Here is a 17,239-nt window from a genome sequence, read left to right as displayed (position 1 = left end):
TATCCATTGGCTGGATAATTCTCCCGGAGCTAGGCTGCAGTCAATAAAAACAACAACGGGAGCAGCGCCATGCGCGACACCACCCAGCACTTTCGCCAGCAATACCGGGCCGCGGTCAGCCCGCGCTACAACCCATGGCTGCACGGCGGCTTCGTCCTGGCCTACGGCCTGCTGTGCATCGGCCTGCTGTGGAGCACCCTTAACCGGGTACAGCCGCTGGAATGGCTGGCGATACCGCTGGCGCTGCTGTTCTTCAACCTGTGCATCTATGTGGTGCACCGTTGGCTGGGGCACCACAAGCGGCGCCTGGGACGCCTGTTCTACGCCCGGCATACCGGCGATCACCACAGTTTCTTCACCCCGGGGCTGATGGCCTACGAAGGCTTGCGGGATTGGCGGGTAATCCTGTTCCCGGCCTGGCTGATCGTGCTCCACAGCCTGCTGTTCGCCCTGCCCCTGTGGGGGCTGCTGCGCCTGTGGAACGCCAATGTCGCGGCCTTGTTCGCCAGCTGCACGCTGATCGGCTACCTGGCCTACGAGATCTTCCATGCCTGCGAACACTTGCCGGCCGGCCATCCCCTGGCGCGCCTGCCCTGGATCCGCCAGATGCGGCGCCTGCACGAACTGCATCACCGCCGCGAGCTGATGCAGGAACGCAACTTCAATATCGTCCTGCCCTTGATGGACTGGCTGTTCGGCACCCTGTACTGGCAGCCGGAGCAAACCCCGGCACAGTCCCACTGCGTGACCAGGTCCACGCCCCTGACCCGCATGCAGCATCAGGTCGACATCCCCCGCAGCAGCGCCAGCACCCTGGCCTATGCCGCCAGCCCAAGGTGCTGGCCGCAATGGCATCCCTCCTCGCTGCGGGTCGAGGGCGCCGCCGGCCCCCTGGCCGGCGGCCAGGGCTTCGAGGAAGACATCCACGCCGGCGGGCGCAACGGCCACCTGAGCTGGCGGGTCGAGGAGTACCTGCCGGGGCAGCGCTGGCGCGCCACGGCCCGGGGCGATCATGGTCTATGGTTGCAGGTCACCTACCAATGCCAGCCCCTGGCAGGCGGACACACCCGTTTCGTGCGCACCCTGGAATATGGTTTCGACAACCTGCTGATGCGCCTGGGTAATCGCTTGCTATTCAAACGACGGATAGAACGGGAGTCCGCGGCCTCGATGCAGGCATTGTGCAAGATGGCCCAGCAAACCATCGCAGCGCAGCCCGCCGCGCCGGCTGCCAGCCCGTCCTGAACCGCACACCGACAGGAGTCATTGCATGAACCAGATCGCCCCTCGCCGCTTCGGCCTCGGCCGGATCATCCTGCTGCTGGTAATCGCCATCCTGGCCTTCCTGCTGCTGGCGCCGACCAAGGTCCAGCCAGTGGCCTGGCAGCCCTCGCCTGCGCCATCGATGAGCCAGGGCCCTTACGCCGAGAACCAGAAGCTCAAGGCCGTGCAGGCGGTCGGTGCCCGGGATATTGCCGGCCCCGAGGCGCTACTGCTGGAAAACGACCAGTTGCTCACCGGCCTGCATGATGGCCGGGTGATCCAGACCAGCCTCGACGGCACGGCCCTCAAGGTACTGGCCAATACCGGTGGCCGGCCCCTGGGCCTGGCCCGGCATCCGGACGGCCGCCTGATCATCGCCGACGCCATCAAGGGCCTGCTGGCCCTGGACGGACAGGGCCAGATCCAGGTCTTGAGCGACACGGCCAATGGCCTGAAATTCGGCTTCACCGACGATGTCGCGGTGGATGCCGCCGGTCGCTACGCCTATTTCAGCGACGCCAGCAGCCGTTGGGGTTATGGCCACGACGGCGAGGCGGTGATCGAACACGGTGGCGATGGCCGCCTGTTGCGCTACGACTTCCAGAGTGGCCGGACCGAGGTCCTGCTCGACGGCCTGGAGTTCGCCAATGGCATCGCCCTGGGCCCGGACGAGGCCTTCGTCCTGGTCAACGAGACCGGCGCCTACCGCATCAGCCGCTACTGGCTCAAGGGCGACAAGACCGGCCAGCACGACCTGTTCATCGATAACCTGCCGGGGCTGCCGGACAACCTCAGCTTCAATGGCCGTGATCGTTTCTGGGTGGCCCTGTATGCGCCGCGCAATGCCCTGCTGGACGGCACCGCCGCCTACCCTTTCGTGCGCAAGATGCTGGTGCGGGCCATGCAGGTATTGCCCAAGCCGGTGGAAAAGCGCGGCTTCGTGCTGGGCCTGGACACCCAGGGCCGGGTGATCGCCAACCTGCAGGATGGCAGCAGCGGCAACTATTCGCCGATTACCACGGTGCGCGAGTACGGCGATGCGTTGTACCTGGGCTCCTTGAGTGCCCGGCACATGGCGCGCTTGCCATTGCAGCAAGCGTTGGAGTACTGAGGCCTGGGGCCGCCACTTGGGGTCGCTGCCGCAGGTTGTGCACGGCCAGCCGGACGCGCTGAACTGCGGGTCGCTGAAGGTCCTGCAGGCCTTGGCCCGGCCCCGCAGGCTCGGCGGCTGCAGGCAGGGGCCCTCTCGCCGTTGCCGCAGGGATACAAGGAAATGCAGGTCGGTTATCGGCGGCCTGTGGTCGAACCACAGGCGCCAGGGGCGGGAGGTCAGGAACGGGCGGTGAGTTTCTGGGAGATCTCATCCTTGATCAGCAGGCGTTTTTCCTTGAGCTTCCTTACTTCATCGTCTGCGGCGGCCGCTGCTTCGGCCTTGAGCACCTGGTCGTCGATACTGTTGTACTTGTCGAACAGTGCATTGAGGTGGGGATCCTTGGCCCGACGCTGTTGAATGTCTTCTTTGCTGCAGCTCAGGTCCTGGTAAAGATCGTGGGTCACCGGCATGGAACACCTCCGTGGTTGATCGGCAGCAGGGGCGTCCTCACGCCCCTGCCAGCCATCAGCATGGCCTTGGCTCCCCGGGTCTGTCGACCGCCAATCAGACCAGCGGTAACCGTTCGTCGCCGTCGGCTGCCCTGGATCAATTCCCGCCCAGGGCCGCCGCCAGGAACGGCGCGGTACGGCTTTCACCCTGCCTGGCCACCTGCTGCGCAGTGCCGCAGGCTACCAGGCGACCACCCTGGTCGCCCGCGCCCGGGCCGATATCGATGACCCAGTCGGCCCTCGCCACCACGCGCATTTCATGCTCGACCACCACCACGCTGTGTCCTGCGGCCACCAGCTTGTCCAACTGCTCCAGCAGCCGGTCCACGTCCCTGGGATGCAGGCCCGTGGTGGGCTCGTCCAGCACATAGAGGGTGGCGCCACGGGCATTGCGTTGCAGTTCGGTGGCCAGCTTGATGCGCTGCGCCTCGCCACCGGATAGCTCGGTGGCCGGCTGGCCCAGGCGCAAGTAGTCCAGGCCGATGTCGCTCAGCACCTGCAGGGCCCGCAGGATCGCCGGCTGCTCGGCGAAGACCGGCAAGGCCTGCTCGACGTTCAATTGCAGGACCTGCGCGATGTTCAGGCCCTGCCAGGTCACTTCCAGGGTCTGCGGGTGATAACGCGCGCCATGGCAGGTCGGGCATGGCGCGAAGACGCTGGGCATGAACAGCAGCTCGACGCTGACGAAACCCTCGCCCTCGCAGGCCGGGCAACGGCCCTTGGCGACGTTGAAGGAAAACTGCCCGGCGTCATAACCCCGGGCCCGGGCCTCGGGGGTAGCGGCGAACAGCTTGCGCACCTGGTCGAACAAGCCGGTGTAGGTCGCCAGGTTGGAACGCGGAGTACGCCCGATGGGCTTCTGGTCCACCTGCACCAGGCGCTTGACCCGCTCCATGCCCGCCACCACCCGCCCGCCGCTGGCAACGGGAACCTCGTCCTCCAGGTCCAGCTGCGCGGCCTCCTCAGCGGCAGGCATCTTGCCCAGGTGGGCGCCGACCAGTTCCAGCAGCGCCTGGCTGACCAGGCTCGACTTGCCGGAACCGGAAACCCCGGTCACGGCGGTGAAGCAGCCCAGGGGAAACTCGACGTCCAGGTCCTTGAGGTTATTGCGGGTGATGCCGGCCAGGCGCAACCAGTCCCGGGGCTGGCGCGGGGTATGCGCCACGGGGGCCTGCCCGGCGAACAGGTAGGGCCGGGTTTGCGAAGCCTCGATGGTCGCCAGCCCCGCCGGTGGCCCGCTGTACAGCACCTGGCCACCGCGCTCGCCGGCCGCCGGCCCGACATCCACCAGCCAGTCGGCCCGGCGCATGGTCTGCAGGTCGTGCTCCACCACGAACAATGAGTTGCCCGCGGCCTTGAGGCGCTGCAAGGCCGCGAACAGGGCCTCGGCATCCGCTGGATGCAGGCCCGCGGAGGGCTCGTCCAGCACATAGATCACCCCGAACAGCTGCGAGCCCAGCTGGGTCGCCAGGCGCAAGCGCTGCAACTCGCCCGGGGACAGGGTCGGCGTGCTGCGCTCCAACGCCAGGTAGCCCAGCCCCAGGTCCACCAGGGTAGCGACCCGTTCCAGCAGATCCTGGGCGATGCGCTGCGCCGCCAGGCGCTTCTCCGGCGACAGCTGCGCCGTGTCCTGCGCTACCTGCGTGCCGGCGGCCACCGGCGCAAGCACCTCGGCCAGTTGCAGCAGCGGCATGCGCGCCAGCTCGCCGATATCCAGCCCGGCGAAAGTCACCGCGAGCGCCTCGCGCTTGAGCCGCTTGCCGTCGCACAAGGGGCACTGGCTGCCGCGCATGAACTGCGCCACGCGCTTTTTCATCAAGGCGCTCTGGGTATGGGTGAAGGTGTGCAGCACATAGCGCCGGGCGCCGCTGAAAGTGCCCATGTAGCTGGGCTCCTGCTGGCGCGCCAGGGCCTGGCGGGTCTGTTCCGGGGTGAGCCCGGCATACACCGGCACCGTCGGCGTGTCTTCGGTGAACAGGATCCAGTCGCGCTGCTCCCTGGGCAGGTCGCGCCAGGGAATGTCCACGTCGTAGCCCAGGGTCACCAGGATGTCCCGCAGGTTCTGCCCCTGCCAGGCCAGGGGCCAGGAAGCCACCGCGCGCTGGCGGATGGTCAGCGATGGGTCGGGGACCATGCTCGCCTCGTCCACCTCGTACACCCGGCCCAGGCCATGGCATTGCGGGCAGGCGCCCTGGGGGGTGTTGGGCGAGAAGTCCTCGGCATATAGCATCGCTTGCCCGGGCGGATAGCTGCCGGCCCGGGAATACAACATGCGCACCAGGCTGGACAAGGTGGTCACGCTGCCCACCGAGGACCGCGTGCTGGGGCTGCCGCGCTGTTGTTGCAGGGCTACCGCCGGGGGCAGGCCGTCGATGCGGTCCACGTCCGGCACCCCGACCTGGTCGATCAAACGCCGCGCATAGGGCGCCACCGATTCGAAATAGCGTCGCTGGGCCTCGGCATACAGGGTCGAGAACGCCAGGGACGACTTGCCCGAACCGGACACGCCGCTGAACACCACCAGCGCATCCCGGGGAATGTCGACGTCGACGTTGCGCAGGTTGTGCTCGCGGGCGCCACGCACCCGCACGAATCCGGAACTGTGGGTTGCTGCGGTGCTGTCCGGGGAATCAGCGGAACGATCGGACGAAGAAGTCATGGACCTGCCTTGTCTGGGGAATCATGAAATGCGAGGAGCGCGACCACCGATCATCACATACCCCCCAGGGCCCAGGGCAAGCCCGGTGGCCAGCGGCTACTCAGCGCCGTTGCGGTTGCCGGGCTCCCTGCTCCGCCGACAGCCCGGTGTGCCGCAGGTCGTAGCGCAGTTCGGCGATCAGCTCGCAGATGGCCCGGGAGCTGGTCAGGGAACGAGTGGAGATGCCGGTCACGAACAGGTCGACGCGGCCAGAATCCGGATCGCAGATACGCACGGTCATGGCGCCGTCGTGGCCGATGGTGCACTGGCAGTGCAGGGGCAGGAAGCTGGTTTCGATGATTCTGCGCAGTTCGAGGGTAGAGATCACGGGCAGAGGATCCAAAGAGGTTGAAAGGAAAAAACCGCGCAAGACAAGCATTGTTATTGTGGGATCAGGCGGTCGGTGCCCCTGTCCTTGGTCATCGGCCAAACAGTACAAGTTCATTCAATTCGGTACAGAATAGAGGCTTGACGCCAACTTGTCGTCGCCATGCCGGATTTCCGTGCGGGACGTCACACTGGCGCCGTCAAGTCTCAAGCAGCGAGCGCACCATGGCGGTCAACTCCTCGGGTCCGTAGGGCTTGCTCAACAGGTAGGTACTCGGGCTGAGCAAATGGTCCGGCGAGATCAGGTCGCGGGTGTGCCCGGAAGTGAACAGCACGGCGATCGGCGGGACCTGGGTCTTGGCCCAGGTGGCAAGGTCGGTGCTCTTGATCAGGCCGGGCATCACCACGTCGGTGAAGATCAGGTCCACCTTGAGCCCCTCCAGCAACATCTGCATGGCGGCATCGCCGCTGGCCGCGGTACTGACCCGATACCCCTCGAGCCTGAGCATCTCCACCGCGGCGCTGCGCACATCGGCGTTGTCCTCCACCACCAGGATGCTCTCCTGGCCGCCCGCGCCATGGCTATGGGGCTTGCGCACAGCGGGCGCCTCCTGCCCCGCACAACGGGCGAAATACATCCGCACCCGGGTCCCCTGCTCGGGGCTGCTGAAGATCTCCACATGGCCGCCGCTCTGCTTGACGAAACCGAACACCATGCTCAACCCCAGGCCGGTGCCGTGGCTATCGCTCTTGGTAGTGAAGAACGGCTCGAAGGCCTGCTCCAGCACCTTGGCCGACATCCCCCTGCCACTGTCGGCCACGGTCAGGCACAGGTACTGGCCGGGCTCGATGTCCTTGTCCAGGCACTGCTCGCGCTCCAGCACCAGGTTCTCGGCGCGGATCTGGATCGTACCCTCACCGCCCATGGCGTCCCGGGCATTGAGCAACAGGTTGAGCACCGCATTCTCCAACTGGTTGCGGTCGACATGGATGCACCAGGGGTCCTCGGGCAGTTGTACGTCGAGGCTGATGGTTTCCCCCAGGGCCCGTTGCAACAGTTCGCCCAAGTCTTCATACAGGTGGCGCGGATCGTAGACCGCGGGCGACAACGGCTGGCGCCGGGCGAAGGCCAGGAGCTGCGCCGACAACTTGGCTCCACGCTCCACCGCTGCCAGCGCGGCCCCGGTCCGTCGTTGCACATTGACGTTGTCCGGCTCGTGGCGGGCCAGCAGGTGCAGGTTGCCGGAGATCACCTGCAACAGGTTGTTGAAGTCATGGGCCACGCCACCGGTGAGACCGCCGATGGCTTCGAGCTTCTGTGCCTGGCGCAGGCGCTCCTCGGCGCTCAGCCGCGCGTCGACCTCCCTGAGCACCCGCCGCTCCAGGTCGCGGGTCAACTGGCGCAACGCGTCTTCGGCGAGCTTGCGCTCCTGGATATCGATCAGCACCCCGGGAAAGCGCAGGGCCCGGCCCTGGTCGTCGAGCTCGCAACGACCGCAGGCCAACACCCAGCTGTAGCTATCGTCGACGCGACGTATCCGATATTCCGCGTTGTACGCGCCGCCATGGGTCAGGCTGTAGTCCACCAGTTCGCGAATGCGTGGCAGGTCATCGGGATGGATGCGGCTCTCGGCGATGGCGATCGGCAGATCATCCAGGGCTTGCCCGACCGGGTAGGTAAAAGTCCGGGCAAAACGCTCGTCGCTGGAAAACCGGTCGTGCTGGATGTCCCACACGAAGGAACCGAGCAACGCCCCGGCATTCAAGGCCAGCTGGACTCGCTCGTTCTCGGCGCGGTAGGCCGCCTCGGCAGCCTGTCGGCGCTGCTCGGAAATCACATGGGCGGTGGTTTCCACGACGATGGCAATGACCCCCGCCGGGGCCTGGTCATCATCGGCCACCGGGCTGTAGTAGAGGTCCAGCCAGACACTCTCCGGCGCCCCGTTGCGCAGCAGCACCAGTTCCTTGTTGTGGTAGGTCAGGGTGCCGCCGCTCAGGCAGGTGTTCATCACCCCGCGATTGAACTCGGCCACCTCCGGCCAGCCGCGTTCCACCGCGCACCCGAGCAGGTAGGGGTGGCGTCCGCCGGCGAAAACCGCATAGGCGTCGTTGTAGATCATGTAGCCCAGGGGGCCCCAGAGCATCACCATCGGCACAGGCGAACCGAGCATCAGTTGCACCGTGCTGCGCAGGCTGTGGCTCCAGTGCTGCAACGGGCCGAGGCTGGTCAGGGACCAGTCGAAGGCGCGGATGCGACTGGCCATCTCGCCTCTCCAGCCCTGGCACCCGTGATGATCGGATAAGAACGGCATGAACGGACTCTTTGAAGAACGTGGCACGGCATGGATTGGCAAAGGGCTGCACACCGCCCTCGAGTCTTGGAGGCCCGGCCGGGGCAATGGTTTCCAGATTTCACCTGGACCTGCACACCCGGCAAGACTGAACAGACAGGATAGGCGATGCCGACCAGTCCAGGCGGACGCTCGCGGCGTCGCCTGGCAGGGGCGGATTGCCCGCCCCCGGGTGGATCAGTCGGTGCCGTATTTCGGCGAATGCGGACCGTACAGCAGGCCGTTGTGTTGCCCGGCCGACAGCAGGCGCTGGCTGGTGACACCGGCGATCGGATGGCCGGCGTCGGTGGAGGTGTTGACGATCTGCTTCACCGCGGCGGTGATCAACATGCCCACCAGGCCCCCGCTGTTGTTGTTGCCTTCCTCGCTCGAGGCCCGGGCGCTGCCGGTCCAGAGGGTGGTGCCGGTCTTGAGGTCGACCAGGGTGGCGCTGGCGGTCACCGCGGTCTCGCTGCTGATCAGCATGTAGCTGGTGCCGTACTCCTTGACGGTGATGTACAGGCCGGCATCGGCGCCGAAGATTTCGTTGAGCTTGGTGGGCGGCAGGCCATGGATATCCGCCGGGTTGGTCAGGCCGTTATGACGGAAGGTTTCGTCCACCACCGCGATCGGCATCACGTAGTAACCGGCTTCGGCCAACGGCAACGTCACCTGGGACAGCATGCTGTAGGTGGCCTTGACGTCCGGCGACTCGTTGAGTGGCGGCAGCACCAGGATCGACTTCGGCCTGGCTTGTTTGTAGGCCGCGTAGTCCACGGTCTTGGGGGCGGCGCAGCCAACCAGCAGGCTGACCGCCAGCAGGCCCAGGAGGTTGCGCAGGGTCGACAGGTTCATTGCGCGGCCCCCTGCTTGGCGTTCTTGAGCAGGAAGTCCATGTACTTCGCCGACTCCGGAAACAGCGCCTTCTCGGTGTTGAACTGCTGCACCATCTGGTCATCCTTGCCCAGGCCGGCGTAGAGCATGCCCAGGTGTGCGTGGTAACCCGGCGGCACCGCCTTGCCGGTGGACTTGATTTTCTGCAGGTCGCGCTCCAGCGCCTCGACCTGGGCCTCGCGGGCGCCCTCGCCCTTGAAATACTCGTAGGTCTGGGACTGGTAGCTTTCCCACTGGTACAGCGTCTTCGGCCCGCTGCAGCCGGCCAGCAATACGCTGCCCAGCACGACAGCGGCCAGCGCTGGCCGGGCCATCATGATCTTGAACATATGTGCACTTTCCCTGTTGGCAGTGGTGATCAGCGACCTGGTTTCCAGGCACCGGCGTCGATGGCCTCGACCATGCGGTTGACCGCCTCGCGCATGGCCAGGTCCAGGACCTTGCCGTTGAGGGTCGAGTCGTAGGAGGCCGTGCCGCCGAAGCCGATCACTTCACGGTTGGACAAGGCGTATTCGCCGGCGCCCTGGGTGGAATAGACCACTTCGGAGGTGCTGATATTGACGATGTTCAAGGCCACCTTGGCGTAGGCCACCTGGGTCTTGCCACGGCCGAGAATGCCGAACAGCTGGTGATCGCCGGTTTCCTTGCGGCCGAACTCGGTGACGTCGCCGGTCACCACGAAATCCGCGCCCTTGAGCTTCTGTGCCTGGCCCTTGATCGCCGCTTCCTGCTGGATCTCGCCCATGTTGTCGCGATCCAGCACGTTGAAGCGGTTGGTCTGCTGCAAGTGAGTGATGAGGATGGTCTTGGCCTGGCCGCCGAGACGGTCGACACCATCGGAGAAAATCCCGCGCATGTAGCTGGAGCGGTTATCGAACTTGCCCACCGCCATCGGCACCCGGGTGCCACTCCAGGCCTGGCTGGCGCTCTGGACCTTTTCCACCGGCAAGGCCCGGGAGCTTTCCGTGGCACAACCGCTCATACCTGCCAGCACCGCCACTGCAGCGCCCGACAACATCAACTTCGAGATCACTCTCACTCTATGTTCCTTTTTGAGTATCCAACTGCTCTTGCACCCACCAACCACCGCGAATCCGTAGAGGCACGGGTTCGAAAAAGACGGTTCGGATGTTCTGGATCTTGACGCGGGGGGCGCCACCGGCGGCGATTATGCCAAAGCGCTATCATCGCGAAAAGGAATAAAAAAGCCTTGGCGCCAATGAATTAGCAGAGCATTTCCAGGCATCCAGGCAAACCATTGATCGTTCACCGAAAATCCCGGCTGGGCACCTTGATCCCGGCCAGCAGCGGGGTCAGGTCGCTCAAGCGTCCGGCCACCAGGTGACGTACCTCGCCCTCGGTCTCCAGGGTGCCGTCGACCCGCAGCAACTGCGCGCCCACCAGCACCCGGCGCTGGCGTTCGGCCAGATCGCGCCAGACCACCACGTTGAGATTGCCGAACTCGTCCTCCAGGGTGACGAAGGTCACCCCGCTGGCGGTGCCCGGGCGTTGGCGCCCAGTGACCAGCCCGGCCACGCTCACCGCCCGCCCATGCTCCAGCCCCTGCAAGTCCCGGGAGCTGCGGCAGCGCCGAGCCGCGAGCTGCGGCCGGAGCAAGGCCAGGGGATGCGGCCCCAGGGTGGTGCCCAGGCTGTGGTAATCGGCATACAAGTCTTCGCCGACACTGGGTCGGGGCAGGTTCACCGGCGCCTCCTCCTGGCCTGGCAAGCCGGCGAACAGCCCCAACTGCTGCTGCACCCCGGCCACCTCCCAGCGGGCCTGGAACCTATTACCGGCCAGGCCCTGCAGGGCCCCGGCATCGGCCAGCAATTCCTGGGCCCGCAGATCGAGCCGGGCCCGCTCCCCCAGGTCGGCGACGTCGACAAAGGCCCGCTGGCCCCGAGCCTGCTCGATACGCAGGGCGTCGTCCTGGCGAAAACCCTTGATCATCCGCAGCCCCAGGCGCAGGGCCGGCTGGCCAGGTACACAGTCCTGCGCAGCGCCTGCCGCCCCACCACTGGCGCCCTGCTCATCACGCCCGGAGCGGTGGACCGGCTCCAGGCTGCAATCCCAGCTGCTGGTGCGAATATCCACCGGGCGGATCTCCAGGCCATGGCGACGGGCATCCTGGAGGATCTGGTCCGGACTGTAGAAGCCCATGGGCCAGCTGTTGATCAGGGCGCAGGCGAAGGCCGCCGGCTCATGGCACTTGAGCCAGCAGCTGGCATAGGTCAGCAGGGCAAAACTGGCGGCATGGGACTCGGGAAAACCATAGCTGCCAAAGCCCTTGATCTGCTCGAAGATCTGCGCCGCGAATTCCTCGCTGTAGCCCTTGCCCGTCATGCCATCGAGCAAGCGCTGGCGATGGGGCTCCAGCCCGCCATGGCGCTTCCACGCCGCCATGGAACGCCGCAGCTGGTCGGCCTCGCCCGGGGTGTAGTCGGCCGCCACCACCGCGATCTGCATCACCTGTTCCTGGAACAGCGGCACCCCCAGGGTACGCACCAGCACCTCTTGCAGTGCTGGCGAGGGATAGGTCACCGGTTCCTTCTTATCGCGCCGGCGCAGGTAAGGATGGACCATGCCGCCCTGGATCGGCCCGGGGCGGACGATGGCCACCTCGATCACCAGGTCGTAGAACTTCTTCGGCTTGAGCCGGGGCAGCATCGACATCTGCGCCCGCGACTCGATCTGGAACACGCCGATGGTATCGGCCCGGCCGATCATCGCGTAGGTCGCCGGGTCTTCGCTGGGAATGCTGGTGAGGCTATAGCGCTGGCCACGGTAGCCATGGATCAGGTCGAAACAGCGGCGGATGGCGCTGAGCATGCCCAGGGCGAGGATGTCCACCTTGAGCAGGCCGACCATGTCCAGGTCGTCCTTGTCCCACTGGATCACCGTGCGCTCGGCCATGCTGGCGTTCTCCACCGGCACCAGGCTGTCCAGGGGCTGCTCGGAAATCACGAAGCCACCGGGGTGCTGGGACAGGTGCCGGGGAAAGCCGATCAACTGCCCGGTCAGGCTCAGGACCCGGCGCAGCAGCGGGTTCTCGGGGTCGAAACCGGCTTCGCGCAGGCGTTCGAGATCAGGCGCGCTATCGCTCCAGCGGCCACAGCAGGCGGCCAGGGCATTGACCTGGTCCGGCGGCAGGCCCAGGGCCTTGGCCACGTCGCGCACCGCCCCGGCGCCGTGATAGGTACTGACCACCGCCGTCAACGCCGCGCGATGCCGGCCATAGCGCCGGAACACGTACTGCAGCACCTCTTCGCGGCGCTCATGCTCGAAATCGACGTCGATGTCCGGCGGTTCGTTGCGCTCCCTGGACAGGAACCGCTCGAACAGCATCACCGAACGATCCGGGTCGATCGCGGTGATGCCCAGGACGAAACACACCACCGAGTTGGCCGCCGAGCCGCGACCCTGGCAGAGAATGTGCCGCTCGCGGGCGAACGCGACGATGTCATGCACCGTGAGGAAGTAGCTCTCGTAGCCCAGCTCGCCGATCACCTGCAACTCGTTCTCGATCTGTGCCAGCACCCCGGACCGGACCCCGGCGGGCCAGCGTCGGGCAATCCCCTCGCGGACCAGGACCCGCAGCCAGGAACCGGCATCGTGGCCCTCGGGCACCAGCTCCCGAGGGTACTGGTAGCGCAACTGGCCGAGGTCAAAGTGGCAGCGCTCGGCAATCACCAGCGACTCATCGAGCAGCGCCTGGGGGTACAGGCCTTGCAGTACCGGCAGCGGCCGCAGGTGGCGCTCGCCATTGGCGAACAGGCGCTGCCCGGCCTCGGCCACCGGCAGGTGGTGGCGGATCGCGGTCATGGTGTCCTGCAGGGCCCGGCGTCCACGCACATGCATGTGCACATCACCGCAGGCCACCGCTGGCAGGCGCAGTTGCCGGGCCAGGGCCAAGCGTTGCTGCAACTGCCGGGCATCGTCCTGGCCGCAATGCAGTTCCACCGCCAGCCACAGCCGCTCGGGGAACACCTGGCGCAACCAGGACGCCGCATCGGGGTCGTCCTTCTCATCGCCTTTCTCATCGACCAGCCACAACGCCAGCAACCCGGGCAAGGGCTCGGCGAAATCCTCCCGCAACAGGCGATAACACCCCTTCTCGGCCCGGCGCCGGGCCTGGGTGATCAGCCGGCACAGGGCCTGGTAACCGGCCAGCTCTTGCACCAGCAGCACCAGGCGCGGGCCCTCCTCGACCTGCATTTCACTGCCGACGATCAGCTTCAAGCCAGTCTCGCGGGCGGCCTGCCAGGCCCGCACGATACCGGCCAGGGTGCATTCGTCGGTGATCGCCAGGGCCTGGTAGCCCAGGGCCTGGCCGCGCTCGAACAACTCCCGGGCACTGGAGGCGCCACGCTGGAAGCTGAAATTGGACAGGCAATGCAGCTCGGCGTAGCCGCTCATGCGAACCAGCCTTGCAGCAACAGCGGCCCGGGGTCGCCTACCTGGCGATAAGCCCAGCCCTGCTGGCCGGCGCGAGTCTGGACCAGGTAATAGTCGCGGCGCACATCGGCACCGTCCCACCAACCGGATTCAATGCGCTCCGGGCCCATGACGATCTGCACCGAACCTTCGGCCAGTGGCTGGGGTTCGCTCAGCAGCCAGCCTGGGCGGCGCAAGCCCGGGTTGGCCGGACACGGCCGTGGGTCGGCCTGGGGCTGCCAACTGAGCTCCGGGCGGTGGTCGGCGCGATAGCCCAGGCCCTGTACCGCATCGTCCCCCAGGCGCGCCCGCAGCCGTTCGCGCAATTGCTCCCAGGGCAGGTTCTGCTGTGGCCGCTCCTCGAACAGCTCCGTATGCCGGGGCACGAACAGTGGCAAGTCCTCGGCCACCAGGCGCAGGTTGCGCACCGCAGCGGGCACCTGGATCTGCTCCAGGCGTCCGCGGGCCAGTTCGAAGAGCATCGCCGGGTCGCGCTCGGCACCCAGCAGCCCTACCGGGACCAGGGTGTTAGCACCTTCGGCGTGCTCCAGGTGCAAGACGAAGCGCTGCACGCCACTGTCGCGACCACAGAGAAAGGCCGCCAGGTCGGCGGTCAGGCGACGCAGGGGAAACAGCAGCGCCTGGTGGGACTGCACATCGAAGTTCAGCTCGATGCGCAGGTCGAAACGATCCGGCGGCTGGTAGAAGGCCAGCCCCAGCGCACGTTCGCCAAGCAGGGTATCGATTTGCTTGAGCAAGCTGGCGTCGAAGCGCCGGGCCAGGCTCTGGCGCGGCAACTGCCGGAGCTGGGCGAAGCTGCGCACGCCCATGCGCGACAAGGCCGTGGCCTGCTCTGCTGCCAACCCCAGGCGCTCGATGGGCATCGGCCCCAGGGCCTGGTGCAGGTCCTGCTCGCCGGCCACCGCCAGGCCATCGTAGGCATTGGCCAGGATCCGGGCCGCCGCCGGGTTCGGCGCGGCGACGATGCGATGGCGAAAGCCCAATGCCTGCAGTTCCTGGCGCAGGCGAGCCTGCAACTGTGGCCAGGGCCCGAACAGGCCCAGGCTCGATTCGATTTCCAGCACCAGGGTGCGCGGATAGGCCACGCTGACCTGGGAGCTGAAGCCATAGGCCCAGGCGGCAAGGAACTGTTGCCAGTGATCGATCTGCTGGGGGTCGTACTCGGCACAGGCGAAATCCTGGGCCAGGGCCTGGGCGGCCGTCAGCGATTGCCCGGGACGCAACCCCAGCTCGCGGGCGGCGTCGTTCACCGCCTGGATCACTCGGCGTTGCGGGCTGCCGCTGAGCAGTGCCAGCGGCGCCTGGGGCTCGGCGCGCTGGCGCAGTACCGCGTCCAGCGCCAATTGCGGGAACAGGATGCACACCCAGCGCATATCGACCTCAGTGCCCGGCCTGCAGGGCAATCGGTTGTGGATGGGCCAGGCCCCCCCGGCACTTGAGAATCCGCAACTGCGCAGGATGGCCCTGCAAGGTCAGGCGCAGGGCCGCTGGCGACGGATTGTGCGCGGCCTCCAGGGGACGGTAGGCGAAGGCCAGGGTCTGGCCGCTTTCGGCCGCCACCTGCAAACGCCGCAGGGCCCGGTCGTCGGCCTGTTGCGGCCAGCACAACACCGCGCCGCAACTGCCCGAGCGCAGGCACTGTTCGGCGGCCCACAAGGCATCGCGCTCTGCGGCCTGGATGATCGACAACTGCCGCAGATCCACCCCGGCGTTCTGCCAGGCCAGGGGAAAAGGCACGAACGGCGGCGCCACCAGGACGATGCGCTCCCCCGCCGCCGCCAGCCGTGCCAGGCTGGGCCAGAGCAATTGCAATTCGCCCAGGCCCTGGGCGGCGACGAGGATTTCCGTCAGCGCCGCTTCCGGCCAGCCGCCACTGGGCAACACCGCATCCAGGGCAGCGTGGCCGGTGGCATGCACACTGGCGGGCACGGCCGCCGGGCGGCCCTTCCAGACCCGCCCGGCATTGAACAGCGAGTCCAGTGCGACCACGGCGCCCATCAGCCCTGCCTCACCAGGCCACAGAACACGCCTTCGATGAACAGCTCGTGGTCGGCCGTGACCTCGATCGGCTGGTAGGCCGGGTTGCGTGGCAGCAGGCGAATGCCCTGGCCCTTGCGCTCGAAGCGCTTGATGGTCACCTCGCCATCGAGCCGGGCGACCACCGTCTGGCCATTGCGTGCCTCGGCGCTGCGACGTACCGCCACCAGGTCGCCGTCGAAAATGCCGTCGTCGATCATCGAGTCGCCCTGGACCCGCAACAGGTAGTCGGGCGTGCGTGAAAACAGCCCCGGGTCCAGCAGCAACTGGCCGTGGATCTCGGCATCGACGCCGATCGGCGCACCGGCGGCGACCCGGCCCAGCACCGGGATCTCCAGCAGCTCGGGGCGTGGTGCCTGGTTGAGTAGGCGGATACCCCGCGCCTGATGCGGGTTGACCTCGATGAAACCGGCCTCGGTCAAGGCCAGTACATGCTTGCGCGCCACGCTGCGCGAGGCGAAACCGAAGGCCTCGGCGATCTCGGCAAGGCTCGGCGGCTGGCCGCGATCGGCGATGCGTTCGCGGATAAAGGTCAGGATGGCACTGCGCCGGGGAGATAAAGTCGTCATGGAGTACATTTGTACTCCTCTCGGAATTTTCTGACAAGAATCGTACGAAATCTCTGTACGCCACTCGTCCGATCGAGCGCCGGGCAAGCAGCGGCGGCCCTTGGCAAACAGGGCGCTGCGCGAATCCTGGCCAAGCACAAGATGGCACTGCATTTGCTGCCAATACCGACAGCGACCCAGAACACGCGAACGGGGGGATACCCATGCAACTGACCAAGGCGCTGGCGAAGTGGGAAATGGCCGACTGGCACCAGATGCTCGCCAGGTTGCTGGAGAACAGCGCCCACCCGGGGTTCCCGGACTTGCTGTCGTACTCCCTGCAGTCCTTGCTGGCCCACGACAACGTGGTGATCAAGTCCTATCGCGCAGGCTGCCGTCCGCAGATCCTCTACGAGGACTATCCTGCCCAGCACCACGAACGCTACATCGCGCGTTACCTGGACGACATCTACCGCCTGGACCCGGTGTCCTGCTCCATCATCGATGGCCGCACCAGCGGCATCCTGCGCATCAACCAGCGCACCTGCCAACTGCGCGACACCGATTACTACCGGCACTACTACCAGGAGCTGGACCTGGCCGATGAAATCGGCGTGCTGGTGCCCGTCGATGCCCAGACCACCCTGGTCATGTCCATCGGCAGGCGTTCGCGCTGCCTGGCCAGCACCCAGGAGTTGCAAGCACTGCACAACATCTACCCGATCCTCCAGCACCTGCTGCGCAACTACAGCGACCAGCATCGCGCACCGCCAAGCGCCACCAGCCCCCTGGAGCAGGCACTGGCGACTTTTGCCGGGGAGCTCTTGACCCCACGGGAGCGGCAAGTGGTGCGCCTGATGCTGCAAGGCAACCCCGGCAAGCTCATCGCCCGGCACCTGGGCATCAGCCCCGGTACGGTCAAGGTGCATCGGCGCAATATCTACGCGCGCCTTGCGGTGTCCTCGCAGATGCAGCTGTGCGACCTGTTCCTCAAGCAAGCCTCACGCCCACCTGCCCTGGCGTGACGCTCGCCCCGGCCAAGGCTGTTTCCGAAGGGAACACTTGCCCCGGGGCTCGGCCAAGGA

The 17,239-nt window shown here is 66.6% G+C and carries 14 protein-coding genes; 3 read left to right on the top strand and 11 right to left on the bottom strand.

Annotated elements, in window-relative coordinates:
* The first annotated feature begins 69 nt into the window (after positions 1-69).
* A complete protein-coding gene (locus CAG11_RS21850; RefSeq protein ID WP_085597905.1) occupies positions 70-1,245 on the top strand; it encodes an SRPBCC family protein in 1,176 nt (391 codons plus the stop codon).
* A 25-nt stretch (positions 1,246-1,270) separates the two neighbouring features.
* Entirely contained in the window at positions 1,271-2,374 is a 1,104-nt protein-coding gene (locus tag CAG11_RS21845) for an SMP-30/gluconolactonase/LRE family protein (protein WP_085597904.1), read from the top strand.
* Positions 2,375-2,592: 218 nt separating this feature from the next.
* On the opposite strand, the gene CAG11_RS21840 is transcribed toward CAG11_RS21845, so the two are convergent.
* The 11 genes from CAG11_RS21840 to lexA all read right to left on the bottom strand — a co-directional run bounded on the left by CAG11_RS21840 (position 2,593) and on the right by lexA (position 16,184).
* Positions 2,593-2,826 carry a DUF465 domain-containing protein gene (locus CAG11_RS21840; RefSeq protein ID WP_022639428.1) on the bottom strand — a complete coding sequence of 78 codons (234 nt, stop codon included), beginning with the start codon at positions 2,824-2,826 and terminating at the stop codon, positions 2,593-2,595.
* Positions 2,827-2,962: 136 nt separating this feature from the next.
* Complete coding sequence (locus CAG11_RS21835) at positions 2,963-5,524, bottom strand: excinuclease ABC subunit UvrA (RefSeq protein ID WP_085597903.1); 2,562 nt, start codon at positions 5,522-5,524, stop codon at positions 2,963-2,965.
* Positions 5,525-5,624: 100 nt separating this feature from the next.
* Positions 5,625-5,891: a DUF1652 domain-containing protein gene (locus CAG11_RS21830; RefSeq protein ID WP_085597902.1), complete on the bottom strand. Its 267-nt coding sequence runs from the start codon at positions 5,889-5,891 to the stop codon at positions 5,625-5,627.
* 199 nt (positions 5,892-6,090) lie between these two features.
* On the bottom strand, positions 6,091-8,202 hold the full coding sequence (locus tag CAG11_RS21825) for a PAS domain-containing sensor histidine kinase (RefSeq protein ID WP_085597901.1): 2,112 nt from the start codon (positions 8,200-8,202) through the stop codon (positions 6,091-6,093).
* 216 nt (positions 8,203-8,418) lie between these two features.
* On the bottom strand, positions 8,419-9,075 hold the full coding sequence (locus CAG11_RS21820; protein WP_085597900.1) for a DUF799 domain-containing protein: 657 nt from the start codon (positions 9,073-9,075) through the stop codon (positions 8,419-8,421).
* The gene (locus tag CAG11_RS21815) at positions 9,072-9,443 is read right to left on the bottom strand and encodes a DUF4810 domain-containing protein (protein ID WP_022639433.1); all 372 of its coding nucleotides are present in this window, start codon (positions 9,441-9,443) and stop codon (positions 9,072-9,074) included. Before CAG11_RS21815 ends, CAG11_RS21820 begins: the two co-directional genes overlap by 4 nt.
* Positions 9,444-9,472: 29 nt before the next feature.
* Entirely contained in the window at positions 9,473-10,132 is a 660-nt protein-coding gene (locus tag CAG11_RS21810) for a CsgG/HfaB family protein (protein ID WP_152899490.1), read from the bottom strand.
* 248 nt (positions 10,133-10,380) lie between these two features.
* The gene (locus CAG11_RS21805; protein WP_085597899.1) at positions 10,381-13,530 is read right to left on the bottom strand and encodes an error-prone DNA polymerase; all 3,150 of its coding nucleotides are present in this window, start codon (positions 13,528-13,530) and stop codon (positions 10,381-10,383) included.
* Complete coding sequence (locus tag CAG11_RS21800; protein ID WP_085597898.1) at positions 13,527-14,942, bottom strand: DNA polymerase Y family protein; 1,416 nt, start codon at positions 14,940-14,942, stop codon at positions 13,527-13,529. Before CAG11_RS21800 ends, CAG11_RS21805 begins: the two co-directional genes overlap by 4 nt.
* 7 nt (positions 14,943-14,949) lie before the next feature.
* The gene (imuA, locus tag CAG11_RS21795) at positions 14,950-15,567 is read right to left on the bottom strand and encodes a translesion DNA synthesis-associated protein ImuA (protein WP_022639437.1); all 618 of its coding nucleotides are present in this window, start codon (positions 15,565-15,567) and stop codon (positions 14,950-14,952) included.
* Entirely contained in the window at positions 15,567-16,184 is a 618-nt protein-coding gene (lexA, locus tag CAG11_RS21790; protein WP_085597897.1) for a transcriptional repressor LexA, read from the bottom strand. Before lexA ends, imuA begins: the two co-directional genes overlap by 1 nt.
* A gap of 194 nt (positions 16,185-16,378) precedes the next feature.
* On the opposite strand from lexA, the gene CAG11_RS21785 reads away from it, so the two are divergent.
* Positions 16,379-17,179 carry a LuxR family transcriptional regulator gene (locus CAG11_RS21785; protein WP_085597896.1) on the top strand — a complete coding sequence of 267 codons (801 nt, stop codon included), beginning with the start codon at positions 16,379-16,381 and terminating at the stop codon, positions 17,177-17,179.
* The last annotated feature ends 60 nt before the right edge of the window (positions 17,180-17,239 follow it).

This window comes from Pseudomonas sp. B6(2017), assembly GCF_002112765.1.
GTDB lineage: Bacteria > Pseudomonadota > Gammaproteobacteria > Pseudomonadales > Pseudomonadaceae > Aquipseudomonas > Aquipseudomonas piscis.
The sequence above is the reverse complement of the archived record's forward strand: the minus strand, read 5'-3'. Positions and strand labels throughout refer to the sequence as shown.